Here is a 17,421-nt window from a genome sequence, read left to right as displayed (position 1 = left end):
CCCCCCCCCCCCCCCCCCCCCCCCCCCCCCCCCCCCCCCCCCCCCCCCCCCCCCCCCCCCCCCCCCCCCCCCCCCCCCCCCCCCCCCCCCCCACCGCCGCGTCTCGCGGGAACATCTACTGGGAGCGGTACATCTCCGCCACCAGGAACGCCAGGTCCAGGGACTGGCTGCGGTTCAGGCGCGGGTCGCAGGCCGTCTCGTAGCGCTGGTGCAGGTCGTCGACGAAGATCTCGTCGCCGCCGCCCACGCACTCGGTGACGTCGTCACCGGTGAGCTCGACGTGGATGCCGCCCGGGTGCGTGCCCAGGCCCTTGTGGACCTCGAAGAAGCCCTTGACCTCGTCGAGCACGTCGTCGAAGCGGCGGGTCTTGTGACCGGATGCCGCCTCGAAGGTGTTGCCGTGCATCGGGTCGGTGACCCAGGCGACGGTCGCGCCGGACGCGGTGACCTTCTCGACCAGCTCGGGGAGCTTGTCCCTGACCTTGTCGGCGCCCATGCGGACGATGAAGGTGAGGCGGCCGGGCTCGCGGTCCGGGTCGAGGCGCTCGATGTACTGCAGCGCCTCCTCCGAGGTCGTCGTCGGGCCGAGCTTGATGCCGATCGGGTTGCGCACCTTGGAGGCGAACTCGATGTGCGCGCCGTCCAGTTGGCGGGTGCGCTCACCGATCCAGACCATGTGGCCCGAGGTGTCGTAGAGACGGCCGGTGCGCGAGTCCACGCGCGTGAGGGCCGACTCGTAGTCGAGGAGCAGCGCCTCGTGCGAGGCGAAGAACTCGACGGTCTTGAACTCCTCCGGGTCCGTCCCGCAGGCGCGCATGAAGTTGAGCGCGTTGTCGATCTCGCGCGCCAGCTGCTCGTAGCGCTGACCCGAGGGGGACGACTTCACGAAGTCCTGGTTCCAGGCGTGCACCTGGCGCAGGTCCGCGTACCCGCCCGTGGTGAAGGCGCGCACCAGGTTGAGCGTCGACGCGGAGGCGTTGTACATCCGCTTCAGGCGCTCGGGGTCCGGGATGCGGGACTTCTCGTCGAAGTCGAAGCCGTTGACCGAGTCGCCTCGGTACGTCGGCAGGGTCACGCCGTCGCGGGTCTCGGTGCCCTTGGAGCGCGGCTTCGAGTACTGCCCGGCGATGCGGCCGACCTTCACTACGGGCACGGAGGCCGCGTACGTGAGGACGGCGCCCATCTGGAGCAGCGTCTTCAGTTTGTTCCGGATGTGGTCGGCCGACACGGCGTCGAAGGCCTCGGCGCAGTCGCCGCCCTGAAGCAGGAACGCCTCTCCCTTGGCGACGGAGGCCAGTCGGGCGCGCAGCTGGTCGCACTCGCCCGCGAAGACGAGCGGCGGATACGACTCGAGGTCCGCGATCACATCGCGCAGAGCCTCGGCATCGGGGTACTCAGGCTGCTGCGCCGCGGGAAGGTCTCGCCAGGTGTTGCCACCGGTTGGGGTGCTCTTAGCGTTCACGGTCACCCCCACAACATTACGGGGTGATGTCCGCCGTCCAGTCACCCGCTCACCAAGTGAGACGGACCCGACACAGCCGGGCACGGGCCCGCCGATGCGCTAGGGTGCCGGACATGCACGCGCAGACGAACCGAAACTGGTGGTGGCCCGCTCATCCGGCGGCCCACTGAATCTGCGCGTACCCAGACTCGCGAAGGCCGCCCGAGGGGCGGCCTTCAGTGTTTTCCGGACCGGCGTCCGGGGACCGGCCGGGCCGTTCCTCTCCGAGTGAGAAGGAACAAGACCCGTGAACACACCGGACACACTGGATGCACCGGACACCTCAGACACCCCGAGCCGCCTCGGGGCCCTGCTGACCGACGACCGTCCCTTCGCCGTGCTCCGCCGCCGCACGCCCGGCCACGACCACGACACCGTCGAGGTCCTGGTCGGCGCCGTCGGCACGTACGACCGGCTCGCCGACATTCCCGACGAGGGTCTCGCCCTCATCCCCTTCCGGCAGATCAGGGAGCGCGGCTTCGACGTACGCAACGACGGCACGCCGCTGGCGGTCCTGACCCCCGACGAGACGTACGAACTCCCGCTCGCCGAGGCCCTGTCGACGCTGCCCACCCAGGACGTGCGCGTCGAGGGCGGGGCCTTCGACGTCGACGACGCCGCGTACGGGGAGATCGTCGGGCGGGTCCTGCGCGAGGAGATCGGGCGCGGCGAGGGCGCGAACTTCGTCATCCGGCGTACGTACGAGGGTGAGATCCCCGGCTTCGGCAGGGCGGACGCCCTCGCGCTCTTCCGCAGGCTGCTCGTGGGCGAGCGGGGTGCCTACTGGACGTACGTCGTGCACACCGGGGACCGGACCCTTGTCGGGGCGAGCCCCGAGGTGCATGTGCGGATGTCCGGCGGGACGGTCGTCATGAACCCGATCAGCGGGACGTACCGCTACCCGGCCGATGGCCCCACGGCGGACGATCTCCTCGGTTTCCTCGCCGACGGCAAGGAGACCGAGGAGCTGTCGATGGTCGTCGACGAGGAGCTCAAGATGATGTGCACCGTCGGCGACATGGGCGGTGTCGTCGTCGGTCCGCGGCTGAAGGAGATGGCGCATCTCGCGCACACCGAGTACGAGCTGCGGGGCAAGTCGTCGCTCGACGTGCGCGAGGTCCTCAAGGAGACGATGTTCGCGGCGACCGTCACCGGCTCGCCCGTGCAGAACGCCTGCCGCGTCATCGAGCGGCACGAAGCGGGCGGGCGCGGCTACTACGCGGGCGCCCTCGCCCTCATCGGCCGCGACGCGGGCGGCGCGCAGACCCTCGACTCCCCCATCCTGATCCGCACCGCCGACATCTCGGCGGACGGAAGGCTGCGGGTCCCGGTCGGCGCGACGCTGGTGCGCGGCTCCGCCCCGGCGGGCGAGGTGGCCGAGACGCACGCGAAGGCGGCGGGGGTGCTTGCCGCGCTCGGCGTACACCCCGGTCGGCCCCGCGACGAGCGCGTACGCCCCGCCCTCGCCGACGACCCGCGCGTGCGGGCCGCGCTCGACGGGCGGCGGGCCGGGCTCGCGCCGTTCTGGCTGCGGATGCAGGAACTGACGGCCGAGCTGACCGGGCACGCCCTGGTGATCGACGGCGAGGACACGTTCACGGCGATGCTGGCGCATCTGCTGCGTTCGTCGGGCCTCACGGTCTCCGTACGCCGCTTCGACGAGCCGGGGCTGCGGGAGACGGTCCGGAAGCACGAGGGCCCGCTGGTCCTCGGCCCCGGCCCCGGCGACCCCTCGGACCCCGCCGACCCGAAGATGACCTTCCTGCGCTCCCTGGCCGCCGACGTGATCCGCGATCACCGCCACGGCGTCCTCGGCGTCTGCCTCGGCCATGAGCTCCTGGCCGCCGAGCTGGGCCTGGAGATCGTCCGCAAGGAGGTCCCGTATCAGGGCGCCCAGACGCGGATCGACCTGTTCGGACGGCCGGAGACGGTCGGCTTCTACAACAGCTTCGTGGCCCACTGCGACGAGGAGACGTCCCTGGAGCTGGCGGCGCACGGCATCGAGGTCAGCAGGGACCCGGCCACGGGCGAGGTGCACGCACTGCGGGGCCCGGGTTTCGCCGGCGTCCAGTTCCACCCGGAGTCGGTGCTCTCGCTGCGCGGGACGGCGATCGTGCGGGAGCTGCTCTCGGGGGTCCTCGTCCAGCAGTCGTCTAAGCCGTGAGGGGCGCCGGGACCAGGACGTTCTCGCTGCGGCGGCCCTCCCTGTAGTCCAGGACGTTCTGCACCGTGGTGTCGATGATCTGCCCGACGGCGTCCACGGTGTAGTACGCCTGGTGCGAGGTGACCACGACGTTCGGGAACGTCACCAGGCGGGCCAGGATGTCGTCCTCGACGACCTCGAGGGACTTGTCGAGGAAGAAGAGCCCCGCCTCCGCCTCGTACACATCGAGTCCGACGCCCGTGAACCGCCCGGCCCGCAGCTCGGAGACCAGGGCGTCGGTGTCGATCAGGCCGCCGCGGCTGGAGTTCACCAGGATCGCGTCGTCCTTCATCATCCGCAGCGCGTCGGCGCCGACGATGTGCTGCGTGGAGGGGAGCAGCGGGACGTGCAGGCTGATGAGGTCGGCGTCGGCGAAGAGCCGCTCCTTCGCGACGTACTCCATGCCGAGGTCGACGCACGCGGGGTTCTCGGCGACGTCCCAGCCGAGCAGCCGCATGCCGAAGCCGTGCGCGATCCGGGTGAACGCCGCGCCGATCTTCCCGGTGCCGAGCACGCCGACCGTGCGTCCGTGCAGATCCCGGCCCATCAGGCCGTCGAGCCTGAAGTCGAAGTCGCGGGTGCGGTTGCTCGCGCGGACGATGCGGCGGTTGACGGCCATCGCGAGGGTCCAGGCGAACTCGGCGACGGAGTACGGCGAGTAGTACGAGACGCGGGCGATGGTGAAGCCGAGGCGTTCGGCGACCTGGAGATCGATGTTGTTGAACCCGGTCGAACGCTGGGCGATCATCTGCGTCCCGCCCGCCGCGAGGGTCTGCAGGACGCGGCTGCCGAGGTCGGCGTTGACGCTGGTGGAGACGATCTCGTGGCCCGCGGCGATGGGGGCGGTGTCCTCGGTGAGGAAGACGTCCAGGCAGCGGATGTCGTGGTGCGGGGCGAAGGCCTTCTCGATCAGCGGCCGCTCGTCGGCTTGCACTCCGAAGGCGAGGATCTCCATGCGGGGAGTCTATGTACCGCCCGGGGGGACGGCACCCGGAGACCGAAGCCTCCGGGTGCCGTCCCTCTCGGCGAAGAGCAGCCGAGGATCAGCCGAAGAAGACCCCCACCTCGGCGTACAGCTTCGGATCCACCGTCTTCAGCTTCGCCGTCGCCTCGGCGATCGGGACCCGCACGATGTCCGTGCCCTGCAGCGCGACCATCTTCCCGAAGTCGCCGTCCCGCACGGCCTCGATCGCGTGCAGGCCGAAGCGCGTGGCGAGCCAGCGGTCGAACGCGCTGGGCGTCCCGCCGCGCTGGATGTGCCCGAGGACGGTCGTCCGGGCTTCCTTCCCCGTACGCCCCTCGATCTCCTTGGCCAGCCACTCCCCCACGCCGGAGAGCCGCACATGTCCGAAGGAGTCCTGCGTGCCGTCCTTGAGGACCATCTCGCCGTCCTTGGGCATGGCCCCCTCGGCGACGACGACGATCGGCGCGTACGACGCCTTGAAACGCGAGGTCACCCAGGCACACACCTGGTCGACGTCGAAGCGCTGCTCGGGGATGAGGATGACGTTCGCGCCGCCGGCGAGCCCGGAGTGCAGAGCGATCCACCCGGCGTGCCGCCCCATGACCTCGCAGACCAGGACGCGCATGTGCGACTCGGCCGTCGTGTGCAGCCGGTCGATCGCCTCGGTGGCGATGCCCACCGCGGTGTCGAAGCCGAAGGTGTAGTCCGTGGCGGACAGGTCGTTGTCGATGGTCTTCGGTACGCCGACGACATTGATGCCGTACTCGTCGGTGAGCCGCGCGGCGACGCCGAGGGTGTCCTCGCCGCCGATCGCGATGAGGGACTCGACCTCGTACTTGGCGAGGTTCTCCTTGATCCGGCGGACGCCGTTCTCCGCCTTGAGCGGGTTGGTGCGCGAGGAGCCGAGGATGGTGCCGCCGCGGGGCAGGATGCCCCGCACGGCCGGAATGTCGAGCGGGACGGTGTCGCCCTCCAGCGGACCGCGCCAGCCGTCCCGGAAGCCGACGAAGTCATAGCCGTACTCCTGCACGCCCTTGCGGACGACGCCCCGGATGACGGCGTTGAGCCCGGGGCAGTCGCCGCCTCCGGTCAGTACTCCGATTTTCTTGGCCGTCATGGAAACGTCCCTTCCCTCAGTGACCTGTATGCGGGTCACGCTAATGGTGATCCAGGTCACTCAGGGACGGTGCGGTTGGTCAATTCCTGGCCGGAACAAGGGAGTTGATCACCCCGGTTCACTCATACGAGGGTCACGCGTCGTCGAGACCTCGCTCGATCGCGTACCGCACGAGCTCCACGCGGTTGTGCAACTGGAGCTTGCCCAGGGTGTTCTGCACGTGGTTCTGCACGGTGCGGTGCGAGATGACCAGGCGCTCGGCGATCTGCTTGTAGCTCAGCCCCTTGGCGACGAGGCGGAGCACCTCGGTCTCGCGGTCGGTCAGCTGCGGGGCCTTCGGCTCGTCCGGGGCGCCGGGCGCCGGATCGGAGGCCAGCCGGCGGTACTCGCCCAGGACCAGACCCGCCAGGCCCGGGGTGAAGACCGTGTCGCCGACGGCCGTGCGGCGCACCGCGTCGGTCAGCTCGGCGGTGGAGGCCGACTTCAGGAGGTATCCGGTGGCGCCGGACTTGACCGCCTCCAGGACGTCGGCGTGCTCGCCGCTCGCCGAGAGGACGAGTACGCGCAGGGCGGGGTTGGCGCCGACGAGTTCCTTGCAGACCTGGACGCCCGGCTTCAGGGGCAGGTTCAGATCGAGTACGAGGACGTCCGGCGCGACGGCCTGTGCGCGGCGCACGGCCTGCTCGCCGTCGCCCGCCGTGGCGACCACGTCGAAGCCGGCCTCCGCGAGGTCGCGGGCGACGGCGTCCCGCCACATCGGGTGGTCGTCGACGACCATGACCCTGACGGTGCCCTCCTGCTGTTGCTGTTCGCTCATCGTTCCTTTCCTGCCTTCCCCCGTGTGCTTCCTGTGTTCGGCGAGTCCCGCGGGACCCTCAGTTCCACTTCCGTGCCCTGGCCCGGCACCGAGATCAGCTCGGCCGTGCCACCGATGTCCCGCAGGCGCCCCCGGATCGACAGGGCGACACCGAGCCGCCCCTCCCCCTCGGCCTCGGCGAGACGGCCTTCGGGGATGCCGGGGCCGTCGTCCCGCACCGTCACGATCACGCAGTCCGGCTCGTCCTCGACGAGGATCCAGGCACCGGCGTCCGGGCCCGCGTGCCGGTGGACGTTGTCCAGGGCGGCGCCCACCGCGGCGGCCAGTTCCCGCGCGGCCCTCGGCGCGAGGCCCACCGGCGCGCCCGGCTCCGAGACGGTCACCTTCGCACCCGCGTACGGGAAGAGGAGTGAGCGCAGGTCACAGGGCTCGCCATCATCGTCGGCCGCGGGATCGTCGGGCTCCTCCACCGCGCGGACGACGGCCCCGAGGGAGGCGTCCTCCGACTCGTGCGACGTCCGCACCAGGCCGCCCGCCACCAGCGTGCGCAGCGCGACCTCCTGCTCCCCCGCCATCCTGCCGAGCTCCGCGGCCTCGCCGCCGAGCGCGCTGCCGCGCCGCTGCACCATCGCGAGGACCTGGAGAACGCTGTCGTGGATGTCGCGGGCGAGGCGCTCCCGCTCACGGGTCGCGGCCTCGATCTCCAGGGCGCGGGCGAGGGTGCGCTCGGAGGCGCGGGCCACCTCGACGACGTATCCGATGGCGATGGACGCGATGCAGACGAGCAGGACGTTGTGGAGCGTGTCCTGGGTGGGCCTGCCGCGCTGTGCGATGTTGGCGACGCCGACGAGTGCCGACGCGAAGGCCGCCCACCGCCAGCCGCCCTTGATCGCGAACGCGAGCACCGCGCCCGCCGTCCATATCGAGGGCAGCGTCGGGCCGTCGTGGACGATCCGCTGGTGCGCGTCGGCGACCGGCGTGAGCAGGATGCCGACGATCGCGATGGTCAGATCGGTGACCAGGAACCGCTTGGTGCAGCTCGCGGCGTTGGCGACCTTCGGCAGCGTGCCGATGGTCCAGCCGGCGAGCACCGCGAAGTACCCGATGGCCACCCAGGGGCGGTCGAACTTCTCGTACGCGGCCACGAAGAGGCCGATCGCGTACAGCATCGTCAGTACGCGGTAGCCGGTCAGCGCACGCCACAGCGGCTGTTCGACCGACATCCTCATGACACGGACGCGCTTGGTCATGTCCCCCACCCCTTGGGGCGCCCCGCGGCTCCCCCTGGCACTCGACTCCCCCTGGCAGCGACGCCCTTACGCGCCGGACCGTTCCTTCTCGGCCGCCGCCGCTGCCTTCTCCGCCCTCTTCTCCGCTTCCTTCTCGGCCTTCGCCGCGTCCGAGATGCGGCGCTTGGCCGCAGTCGCGTACTCGTCGACGTACTCCTGGCCGGACAGCTTCATGATCTCGTACATGACCTCGTCGGTCACCGCCCGCAGGATGAACCGGTCGTGCTCCATGCCGTGGTACCGGCTGAAGTCGAGCGGCTTGCCGATCCTGATGCCGGGCCGCATCAGCTTCGGCATCACCTTGCCGGGCGGCTGGATCTTCTCGGTGTCGATCATCGCCACGGGGAGCACGGGCGCCCCGGTGGAGAGGGCCACGCGCGCGAGGCCGCCCGGCTTGCCACGGTAGAGCCTCGCGTCGGGCGAACGCGTGCCTTCCGGGTAGATGCCGAAGAGCTCGCCGCGCTCCAGGACCTCGATGCCGCTCTTGATGGCGGCCTCGCCCGCGCCGCGTCCACCGGAGCGGTCCACGGGCAGCTGGCCCACGCCCTTGAAGAAGGCCGCCGTGAGCTTGCCCTTCACGCCCGGCGACGTGAAGTACTCCGCCTTCGCGATGAACGTGACCTTGCGGTCGAGGACCGCGGGCAGGAAGAAGGAGTCCGAGAAGGAGAGATGGTTGCTCGCCAGGATGGCCGGTCCCTCGGCGGGTACGTTCTCAAGGCCTTCCACCCAGGGCCTGAAGCCGAGCTTCAGCGGCCCTCCGATGGCGACCTTCATTGCGCCGTAGATCAAACCGAGTGCCTCCTGTTATGTGTGGATCAGACCTTAACCCGCGGTAAGCCCAAAGGGCCCGACGGCCCTGGTCGGTGTCAGTCCGGTCGCGTACGGTGAAGTACTCCTCGCATCCACGCAGCCACATCTCACGAAGGAGACCGAAGTGCCGGTCCTCCCCGGAGCCGAGCCGTACCGCCACGAGGGCGGCGAGGTCGGCGTCCTCCTCTGTCACGGCTTCACCGGATCCCCGCAGTCCCTGCGCCCCTGGGCCGAGTACCTCGCGGACCGTGGCCTGACCGTCTCGCTCCCGCTCCTTCCCGGGCACGGCACACGCTGGGAGGACATGCAGATCACCGGCTGGCAGGACTGGTACGCGGAGGTGGAGCGCGAGCTGCGCGGGCTCCTGGAGCGGTGCACCGACGTCTTCGTCTTCGGCCTCTCCATGGGCGGCGCGCTCACGCTGCGGCTCGCGGCCAAGCACGGCGACGAGGTGCGGGGCATCGTTCTGGTGAACCCGGCGAACAAGGTGCACGGCCTGGCGGCGCACGCGCTGCCGCTCGCCCGGCATCTGGTGCCCTCCACGAAGGGCATCGCGAGCGACATCGCCCTGGAGGGCTCGGTGGAGATCGGCTACGACCGGGTTCCGCTGCACGCGGCGCACTCGATGCGCCGGTTCTTCCAGCGGCTCGACCGTGAACTGCCGCAGGTGACACAGTCGTTGCTCCTGCTGCACAGCCCGCAGGACCACGTGGTGCCGCCGGTCGACTCGGCCAGGATCCTCAGCCGGGTGTCGTCCACGGACGTCACCGAGACCCTCCTGGAACAGAGCTACCACGTCGCGACGTTGGACCATGATGCGGACCGGATCTTCGAGGAGAGCTACGCGTTCATCGGCCGGCTCGCCCCCAGTGTCGGTAAGGAAGGGACGGCCACCGGTGGCTGAGCAGGACCGAATCGAACCCGACGGCGACGAGAGCCGCGAGCCCGAGAAGCGGGATGAGGAGCCCTCCCAGGGGCTGCCGCTCGACGAGGACGCGGCCTGGCAGGCGATCGTCGCGGGGTACGGCCAGGAGCCGGCGGACCCGCCGGGCGCCAAGCCGTTCAAATCCATCGAGGACCTGGCCCTGCTCGAACCGGAGACGAACGACACTCCGGGATCGGGCTCCGAGAAGACCAAGAACCCCACCGCCCCGGACGACCCCGACGACTCAGGGTCCAAGAAGACGCTGGGCGGCTCCGTCTCCTTCGCCCCCGGCATAGGGGGCGGCCCGCGCGACCACGTGGCGCCCGAGCCGTCCGACGGCGACCTGGACGCGGACGACGAGGGTCACTTCGTCCCGCCGGAGCCCCCGCCGCTGCCCGCCGGGGACGTCACCGCGAAGTTCGCCTGGCTCGCCGTGACGGGAGGACCGCTGCTGCTTCTGCTCGCGGTGCTGCTCGGCTGGCCGATGACGTGGTGGCTGGCGACGCTCAGCATCGGCGGCTTCCTCGGCGGCTTCGGCACGCTGGTGGCGCGGATGAAGGGCGACGACGAAGAGGACGAGGATCCGGGCCGCGGCGCGGTGGTCTAGCGCCTCTACTGAGCCGCGGGAATCCTGAGGGCGGCGAGCACCGGCAGGTGGTCGGTGGCCGCCCGCAGGTCCGCCTCGTTCACCCCGTCGAGCTCCAACGGCACACCGCAGCCGAGGATTTCGACCCCCGAGGTGGCGAAGATCGCGTCGATGCGCTGATGCGGGTCCCACGGCGTCGAGGTGTTCTCACCGCCCCAGGGCGCGGTGGCCCAGCAGTCCCGCAGCTGGGAGGCGAGCCTGCGGAACGTACGGCCCTTGGGCCGGTCGTTGAGGTCACCGCCCGCGACGGCGTGCTCCACGCCCATCCCGGCGAGCCGGTCGAGCAGCATCCCGCCCTGTGCGTACCGCTCGTCGGTCTGCAGGCTCAAGTGGCAGCTCAGGACACCGATCCTGGCGCCGCCGAACCGCACGACAGCGGTCGCGAAGCCGCGCCGGTGCAGTCCTGGCGTCAGCGGGAGCAGCACGTCCTCGGTCCGCTCGACGGTGGCCCGCAGCGAGCAGAGCAGCGCGGGCCCGGACGCGGTGGCCCCGCCCGAGAGCAGCACCAGATCGGCGGCGCGGGCGAGCCGCGCCAGCTTCTTGCGCCACCGGAAGAAGCGGGGCGCTTCCTGGAGGAGTACGAGGTCGGGCTCGCAGGCGGCGACGACCCGGGCGAGCGCGTCGGTGTCGTCCCGCATGGACCGGATGTTGTAGCTGAGCACCCTGACCACGGCTGAACCGTCGTCCTCGGTCCTGGAGTTGGGAAGCGTCACCATGGAGATCAAGATACGCGGTGCGGGGGTGCCGCCACGACGAGGCCCGCCGCCCCCGGAAGGGACAGCGGGCCTCGGTCGACATCAGCGAGAAGAACAGCGGGAAGTCACCGGGGACTAACCCTGGCGGGCCAGGTCGGCCGCGCCCACCATCCCCGCCTTGTTGCCCAGCTGCGCCGCGAGCACCTGCGCGTGCGGACGCCACTGCCCACCGATGAGCCACCGCCTGAACGACTTGCGGATCGGGTCGAGCACCAGCTCGCCCTCGTCGGAGAGGCCGCCGCCCACGATGAACGCGGAGGGGTCGAAGAGCGAGGCCAGGTCGGCGAGGCCCGCGCCGACCCAGCGGGCCAGCTCGCGGTACGAGTCGACGGCGACGGGGTCACCCTGCCGGGCCGCCTCGCTGATGTGCTTGCCCTCGATGCCTTCCACGGTGCCGTCGCCCAGGCCGAGCAGGATGTCCGCTGCCTCCGGGGTCGCGTTGGCGCGCTGCTTTCCGTACCGCAGAAGGGCACGGCCGGATGCGTACTGCTCCCAGCAGCCCTGGCTGCCGCAGCCGCACAGCAGTCCGTCGGGCACCACACGGATGTGCCCGAACTCGGCGGCCACGCCGAAGCGTCCGCGCCGCAGCTTGTTGCCGATGATGATGCCGCCGCCCAGGCCCGTGCCGAGCGTGATGACGATGACGTCCTCGTGGCCCTGGCCCGCGCCGAAGCGGTACTCGCCCCAGGCCGCCGCGTTCGCGTCGTTCTCCACGACGACCGGCATGCCGACCCGCTGCTCGACCTTGTCCTTCAGCGGCTCGTGGCGCCAGTCGATGTTCGGTGCGAAGAGAACGGTGGCGCGCTTGTCGTCCACGTAACCGGCGGCGCCGATGCCGACGGCCTCCACGTCGTTCCCCTTGCCGGCGCCGGAGACGGCGGCACAGATCGCGTCCACGATGCCTTCGGCGGTCGGCGGAGTGGGCACCGTGTGGGTGTCGAGAATGGTGCCCTCTTCGTCGACCACTCCGGCCGCGATCTTCGTGCCGCCGATATCGACGCCGATGGTGAGTCCCATGTGTCCCTCAGTTTCGGTCGAGCCCCGCTAGGGCCAACCGTACCCGAGGGGGGCTCAGTCCAAGTCGATGTGTTCCGCGGGGCCGGGACCCTCGTCACGCGGGTCGGGGCCCTTCGCCGCGTCGCTCCCGCGGGTCCAGCGGCCCTCCTGGCCCTCGACCGCGGAGCGGTAGGCGGCGAGCAGTTCGCCACCGGCTGCGGCGAGGTGGTCGAAGACGTCGGGGTTGCGCTCGATGACCGGCTCGACGGCGGCCTTCGCCTGCTGGACGACCTGCTTCACGGTCTGCTCGACGGCGCCCTGCGCGACCGCGCCGAGCAGCGGCGTCTGGAGCCCCGACAGCTTCTCCGAGACGGCGTCCACGAGTTTGCGCAGCTCCTCGGCCGCCGATCCGGGCGGCGGCCCGTACTGGGCCCGGCGCCGGGCCTTCTCCGCCGCGAGATCCTCGGCGCAGGCCTTCTCCCACGCGTCGGCGTCGGTGGCGGCCGCTTCCGGTTCGGGCACTTCGCGCTCGGTGGCATCGCTCATGACGGACAGACTCCTGCGGAGGCGGATGGATTCGTACGCTCGACGTTACCCGAACGGCGGTTGCGCGTTCACCGTGTCTGCGGCCACAGATCGGGGTCGGGCGCGAACCGCACCCGCAGCTCGCCCTCGCGCAGTCCGGCACCGGCGACGGTGCAGCGGCGCAGGGCGGAGGGCAGCGTGACGATGCGCCGGAAGGGGCCCGCGCTGACGACCAGTTCGTCGCCGCGCCGGATCAGTCCGAGCTGTTCGCGTACGGCTCCGGGGAGCGGGATGTGCCAGACCAGGACGCCCTCCTCGGCGAGGGCGTCGACGACGGGCCACTTCACGGGGTCCGGGGCCGCGGCGGGGGCGGGCACACCGAGGTCGGCGAGATCGTCGGTGCCGCGCGGGTCGCGTCCCAGGTGCCGGAGGGGAACGAGACTCTCGCCGTACGTCTCCTCCCACTCGGTCAGTGTCTTGCGCTGCTGGGCGATGAGCGCGGAGAACCAGGTGTCGGCGGTGTCATCGGGCAGGACGCGGTTCGCGGTCAGGGAGTCGGTGCGCAGGCCCTGGAGGGCGAGGCCGGTGGCGGCGGCGTGCACGGCGTCGGCGCCCGCGGGGCCCGGCTCGGCGACCAGGCGGACCGTCGTGCCCGGGTCCTCGATCACGGCCTGCGCGGCGGCGAGTTCGGTGTCCCAGCGAGCCGCGGTCTCGTACAGCCAGGCGGCGGGCATCGGGACGCCCGCCATGCGGCCGAGCATGGGCCGCAGGGCGCGGGCCGCCTGCCGCTCGGGCGGCAGGAGCCTGCGGAGGTAGCGGCGCAGCTGCTCGGGGAGCGCGAGGACCGCGAGGGCGCGGTGCACCGGGGGCAGGTCCACCACCACGGTGTCGTACGCGCCCTGGCCCGCGTCGCGCAGGGCGCGCAGCAGGGCCAGTTCGTCGCTGCCGGGCAGCGGGGTGAGCTCCTCGGCTTCGAGGCGTCCGGCGCCGAGCAGGTCGAGCGCGGAGCCCGCGCGCTTCTGCAGGGCCATGAGGTCGTCGCGGAACTCGTCGCCGGGGGTGAGACCGCGGACGGTGAGGTTCGCGTGTTCCACACCGAGGGCCTCGACGCGGTCGGCCGAGATCAGCAGGGCGCGGTGCCCTTCGCGGGCGGCGGACAGCGCGGTGGCCGCGGCGACAGTGGTTCGGCCGGAGCCGCCGGGGCCGGTGACGAGGAGGGTGCGCATAAGAGTGAACGGTACGGGAGCCGACGGGGGCGCCCGCCCGGACACCCTGCGGCATCAGGCCTTCGGGCCCGACTCCACCCGCTTCTTCAAGCCCGCGAGCGCCCGGTCGATGATGACCTTCTCCGCCTTGCGCTTGATCATCCCGAGCATGGGGATCTTGACGTCGACGATCAGCTTGTACGTGACCTCCGTGCCGGTCCCCGAGGGCTTGAGGAGGTACGACCCGTCGAGGGAGCGCAGCATCTGCGACTTGACGAGGGTCCAGCTGACCTCGTTGTCGCCGGTCCACGTGTACCCGAGCGTCTGGTCGTCCTTGATCGCGCCCGCGTCCATGACGAGGCGGACCTGCTTGGCGCGGCCCTGGTCGTCGGTGTCGAGCACCTCCGCCTCCTTCACCTCACCCGTCCAGTCCGGGTAGCGGGCGAAGTCGGCGATCACCCCCATCACCTCGGCCGGTGCCGCCTCGATCGTGATGCTCGAGCTGGTGTGTTCCGCCATCGCTGTGGCTCCTCCAGATGCGGTCCGGTACGGGGGCTTGGTGTGTGTACGTGTGTGACGCGTGAAGGCTACCGCGCATGGGGTGGCCCACTGTCACCACTCCAGGGCCCACGGCCTGCCCGAGCTCGCGAAGTGCCCCACGTTCACACACTCCGTCGCCCCGATCCTCATACGCGGGGTCAGCGGCTGGTGGACGTGGCCGAAAAGTGCGTACCTCGGGCGGGTCTTGTGAATGGCGGCGAGGAGAGCGCTGCTGCCCCTCTCGAAGCGGCGCGCGACCGTGTCGTACACGAGCTCGGGGACGTCCGGCGGGATGTGCGTGCAGAGCACGTCGACCTCGCCGACGGCCTCGATCTTGGCCGCGTACTCCTCGTCGCTGATCTCGTAGGGCGTCCGCATGGGAGTACGCAGCCCGCCGCCGACGAACCCGAAGACCCGGCCGCCGATCTCGGCCCGCCCGCCGTCGAGGACGGTGGTGCCGGGGCCCGCGTACTCGGACCAGAGGGCCGGCATGTCGACGTTGCCGTACGTGGCGTACGTCGGTGTGGGGAAGGCGGCGAACAGTTCGGCGTACTGCTTGCGCACCGCTCTCTCGATGGCGGGCCCTCGGTCTATCCCCGCCCACAGCCGGGCGCCCAGCTCCCTGGCCTCGTCGAATCGGCGGGCGGTGCGCAGCTCGACGATGTGGTCGGCGTTCTCCTTGCCGAAGAGGTCGGGGAAGATACCGCGCGAGTGGTCCGCGTAGTCGAGAAAGAGGACCAGATCACCGAGACAGACGAGCGCGTCGGCTCCCTCGCCCGCGCGGGCGAGATCCTTTGCGTTGCCATGCACGTCACTGACCACGTTGACCCGGAAATCTGACATGCCGATCACCCTAGAACGAGCGGGCAAACGTGGGTAGAGGCATCGAGAAGGGGGCGGACCTGCGGTTACTTACGAGTCGGGAAAGGCGTGGCGTACTGTGCGGTTCAGACCACAACGACGTGTGACGCACCGAACATCTGGCCCGGACCCCCTATCGAACAAGCCATACCCATGGGTAACGTCCGGGCAGTCCAGTAGTGCTCCAGCCGCCTTTCCCCCCATTTCCACGGAGCACCTGCCCGATCTTGGACCGCACCGTCGCATCGCACAACGTCGTGGCGCCGGCGCCCTATGTAGGAGCAGCAGTCTTGCGCGAGTTCAGCCTTCCGGCCCTGTACGAGGTCCCCGCGGACGGCAATCTGACCGACATCGTCCGCAGAAATGCCGCGCAGCACCCGGATGTCGCCGTCATCGGCCGCAAGGTGAACGGCACCTGGCAGGACGTCAACGCCAAGACCTTCCTCGTCGAGGTGCGCGCGGCAGCCAAGGGGCTCATCGCCTCCGGTGTGCGCCCCGGCGACCGCGTCGCCCTGATGTCCCGCACCCGCTACGAGTGGACGCTCCTGGACTTCGCGATCTGGAGCGCGGGCGCGGTCACCGTGCCGGTCTACGAGACCAGCTCCGCCGAGCAGATCCAGTGGATCCTCGGCGACTCCGGCGCCGTCGGCATCATCGTCGAGCTCGACGCGCACACCGAGGCCGTCGACTCCGTGCGCGACCGGCTTCCCGACCTGGTCAACGTCTGGCAGATCGACCGCGGCGGCGTCGCGGAGCTGAACCGCGCGGGCGCCGACATCCCCGAGGAGACCGTCGACGAGCGCAGCGCGGTCGCGGGCGCCGACGACCCGGCCACCATCGTCTACACCTCAGGCACCACGGGCCGCCCCAAGGGCTGTGTCCTCACGCACCGCAGCTTCTTCGCGGAGTGCGGCAACGTGGTGGAGCGCCTCAAGCCGCTCTTCCGCACCGGCGAGTGCTCGGTGCTCCTCTTCCTTCCCGTCGCGCACGTCTTCGGACGCCTGGTCGAGGTCGCCGCGCTGATGGCGCCGATCAAGCTGGGCCACGCGCCCGACGTCAAGAACCTCACGGACGAGCTGGCCTCGTTCAGGCCGACCATGATCCTGGGCGTACCGCGCGTCTTCGAGAAGGTCTACAACTCGGCGCGCGCCAAGGCGCAGGCCGACGGCAAGGGCAAGATCTTCGACAAGGCCGCGGACACGGCGATCGCGTACAGCCGCGCCCTGGACACCCCGAGCGGCCCTTCGCTCGGCCTGAAGATCAAGTACAAGACGTTCGACAAGCTGGTCTACAGCAAGCTGCGGGCCGTACTCGGCGGGCGCGGCGAGTACGCGATCTCGGGCGGCGCGCCGCTCGGCGAGCGCCTGGGCCACTTCTTCCGCGGCATCGGCTTCACGGTCCTTGAGGGCTACGGCCTCACCGAGTCGTGCGCGGCCACCGCCTTCAACCCGTGGGACCGCCAGAAGATCGGCACGGTCGGTCAGCCGCTGCCGGGATCGGTCGTCCGGATCGCCGACGACGGCGAGGTGCTGCTGCACGGCGAGCACCTGTTCACGGAGTACTGGAACAACGAGGGCGCGACCGAGGAGGCGCTCGCCGACGGCTGGTTCCACACGGGCGACATAGGCACGCTCGACGAGGACGGCTACCTCCGGATCACCGGCCGCAAGAAGGAGATCATCGTGACGGCGGGCGGCAAGAACGTCGCTCCCGCGGTGATCGAGGACCGTATCCGCGCGCACGCGCTTGTCGCGGAGTGCATGGTCGTGGGCGACGGCCGCCCCTTCGTGGGCGCGCTCGTCACGGTGGACGACGAATTCGTGGGCCGGTGGGCCCTGGACCGCGGGAAGCCCGCCGACTCCACGGCGGCGTCGCTGCGGGACGACGCGGACTTCCTCGCGGAGATCCAGAGCGCGGTGGACGACGGCAACGCGGCGGTCTCCAAGGCGGAGTCCGTGCGCAAGTTCCGGGTCCTCGGTACGCAGTTCACGGAGGAGTCCGGGCATCTGACTCCGTCGTTGAAGCTGAAGAGGAACGTCGTGGCGAAGGACTACGCCGACGAGATCGAGGCGATTTACCGCGGGTAGCGTTGACGGTGCCGCCCACTCGCCGTGGGGGGCCTGCTTCCTTTTGCGACTCCCGGTCGTGTGTGGTTGCTCGCGCAGTTCCCCGCGCCCCCCCCAAGGAGAGAGGAAACCCACCACAAAACCAGGAAAGGGGGGCCTCGTGCAAAAAAAAAAAAAAAAAACCCCCCCCGAAACCCCAGG

Annotated in this window: 16 protein-coding genes; 4 read left to right on the top strand and 12 right to left on the bottom strand. The window is 70.7% G+C overall.

The features are described from left to right. Positions 1-115: 115 nt before the first annotated feature. Positions 116-1,468 (bottom strand): class II 3-deoxy-7-phosphoheptulonate synthase, encoded by a 1,353-nt coding sequence (locus tag ACZ5CR_RS21175; protein WP_468859578.1) that lies wholly within the window; start codon positions 1,466-1,468, stop codon positions 116-118. Between the two features lie 298 nt (positions 1,469-1,766). On the opposite strand from ACZ5CR_RS21175, the gene ACZ5CR_RS21170 reads away from it, so the two are divergent. Continuing rightward, on the top strand, positions 1,767-3,665 hold the full coding sequence (locus ACZ5CR_RS21170; protein WP_468859623.1) for an anthranilate synthase family protein: 1,899 nt from the start codon (positions 1,767-1,769) through the stop codon (positions 3,663-3,665). On the opposite strand, the gene ACZ5CR_RS21165 is transcribed toward ACZ5CR_RS21170, so the two are convergent. The 5 genes from ACZ5CR_RS21165 to ACZ5CR_RS21145 form a co-directional block, all read right to left on the bottom strand. Further along, positions 3,655-4,659 carry a 2-hydroxyacid dehydrogenase gene (locus ACZ5CR_RS21165; RefSeq protein WP_468859576.1) on the bottom strand — a complete coding sequence of 335 codons (1,005 nt, stop codon included), beginning with the start codon at positions 4,657-4,659 and terminating at the stop codon, positions 3,655-3,657. The genes ACZ5CR_RS21170 and ACZ5CR_RS21165 overlap by 11 nt on opposite strands. An 88-nt stretch (positions 4,660-4,747) precedes the next feature. Beyond that, positions 4,748-5,785: a 6-phosphofructokinase gene (locus ACZ5CR_RS21160; RefSeq protein WP_468859574.1), complete on the bottom strand. Its 1,038-nt coding sequence runs from the start codon at positions 5,783-5,785 to the stop codon at positions 4,748-4,750. Positions 5,786-5,918: 133 nt separating this feature from the next. Then, positions 5,919-6,602: a response regulator gene (locus ACZ5CR_RS21155; RefSeq protein ID WP_468859573.1), complete on the bottom strand. Its 684-nt coding sequence runs from the start codon at positions 6,600-6,602 to the stop codon at positions 5,919-5,921. After that, positions 6,599-7,852 carry a MacS family sensor histidine kinase gene (macS, locus tag ACZ5CR_RS21150; RefSeq protein WP_468859571.1) on the bottom strand — a complete coding sequence of 418 codons (1,254 nt, stop codon included), beginning with the start codon at positions 7,850-7,852 and terminating at the stop codon, positions 6,599-6,601. Before macS ends, ACZ5CR_RS21155 begins: the two co-directional genes overlap by 4 nt. Before the next feature lie 66 nt (positions 7,853-7,918). Next, positions 7,919-8,665: a lysophospholipid acyltransferase family protein gene (locus ACZ5CR_RS21145; protein ID WP_468859621.1), complete on the bottom strand. Its 747-nt coding sequence runs from the start codon at positions 8,663-8,665 to the stop codon at positions 7,919-7,921. A gap of 160 nt (positions 8,666-8,825) precedes the next feature. On the opposite strand from ACZ5CR_RS21145, the gene ACZ5CR_RS21140 reads away from it, so the two are divergent. Both ACZ5CR_RS21140 and ACZ5CR_RS21135 read left to right on the top strand, forming a co-directional pair. Next, positions 8,826-9,605, top strand: coding sequence for an alpha/beta hydrolase (locus ACZ5CR_RS21140; protein WP_468859569.1), 780 nt, complete (start codon positions 8,826-8,828; stop codon positions 9,603-9,605). Continuing rightward, positions 9,517-10,233: a hypothetical protein gene (locus ACZ5CR_RS21135; RefSeq protein ID WP_468859567.1), complete on the top strand. Its 717-nt coding sequence runs from the start codon at positions 9,517-9,519 to the stop codon at positions 10,231-10,233. The genes ACZ5CR_RS21140 and ACZ5CR_RS21135 overlap by 89 nt, the downstream gene beginning before the upstream one ends. 5 nt (positions 10,234-10,238) lie before the next feature. On the opposite strand, the gene ACZ5CR_RS21130 is transcribed toward ACZ5CR_RS21135, so the two are convergent. From ACZ5CR_RS21130 to ACZ5CR_RS21105, 6 genes are all read right to left on the bottom strand, one after another. Then, entirely contained in the window at positions 10,239-10,988 is a 750-nt protein-coding gene (locus tag ACZ5CR_RS21130) for an endonuclease/exonuclease/phosphatase family protein (RefSeq protein ID WP_468859566.1), read from the bottom strand. Positions 10,989-11,102: 114 nt separating this feature from the next. Next, the gene (locus tag ACZ5CR_RS21125; protein ID WP_468859564.1) at positions 11,103-12,044 is read right to left on the bottom strand and encodes an ROK family glucokinase; all 942 of its coding nucleotides are present in this window, start codon (positions 12,042-12,044) and stop codon (positions 11,103-11,105) included. Between the two features lie 54 nt (positions 12,045-12,098). Beyond that, complete coding sequence (locus ACZ5CR_RS21120; protein ID WP_468859562.1) at positions 12,099-12,569, bottom strand: DUF5304 domain-containing protein; 471 nt, start codon at positions 12,567-12,569, stop codon at positions 12,099-12,101. Positions 12,570-12,637: 68 nt separating this feature from the next. Then, positions 12,638-13,774: an ArsA family ATPase gene (locus tag ACZ5CR_RS21115; RefSeq protein ID WP_468859560.1), complete on the bottom strand. Its 1,137-nt coding sequence runs from the start codon at positions 13,772-13,774 to the stop codon at positions 12,638-12,640. A 54-nt stretch (positions 13,775-13,828) separates the two neighbouring features. Next, positions 13,829-14,272, bottom strand: a complete 444-nt coding sequence (locus ACZ5CR_RS21110) for an SRPBCC family protein (RefSeq protein ID WP_468859559.1) — start codon at positions 14,270-14,272, stop codon at positions 13,829-13,831. A gap of 93 nt (positions 14,273-14,365) precedes the next feature. After that, positions 14,366-15,115, bottom strand: coding sequence for a metallophosphoesterase family protein (locus tag ACZ5CR_RS21105; RefSeq protein ID WP_468859619.1), 750 nt, complete (start codon positions 15,113-15,115; stop codon positions 14,366-14,368). A gap of 329 nt (positions 15,116-15,444) precedes the next feature. On the opposite strand from ACZ5CR_RS21105, the gene ACZ5CR_RS21100 reads away from it, so the two are divergent. After that, positions 15,445-17,241 carry an AMP-dependent synthetase/ligase gene (locus ACZ5CR_RS21100; protein ID WP_468859557.1) on the top strand — a complete coding sequence of 599 codons (1,797 nt, stop codon included), beginning with the start codon at positions 15,445-15,447 and terminating at the stop codon, positions 17,239-17,241. Positions 17,242-17,421 lie beyond the last annotated feature (180 nt).

Source organism: Streptomyces sp. NPDC031274 (assembly GCF_055570235.1).
Note: the sequence above shows the minus strand (reverse complement) of the source record. Positions and strands in the feature narration are given on the sequence as shown.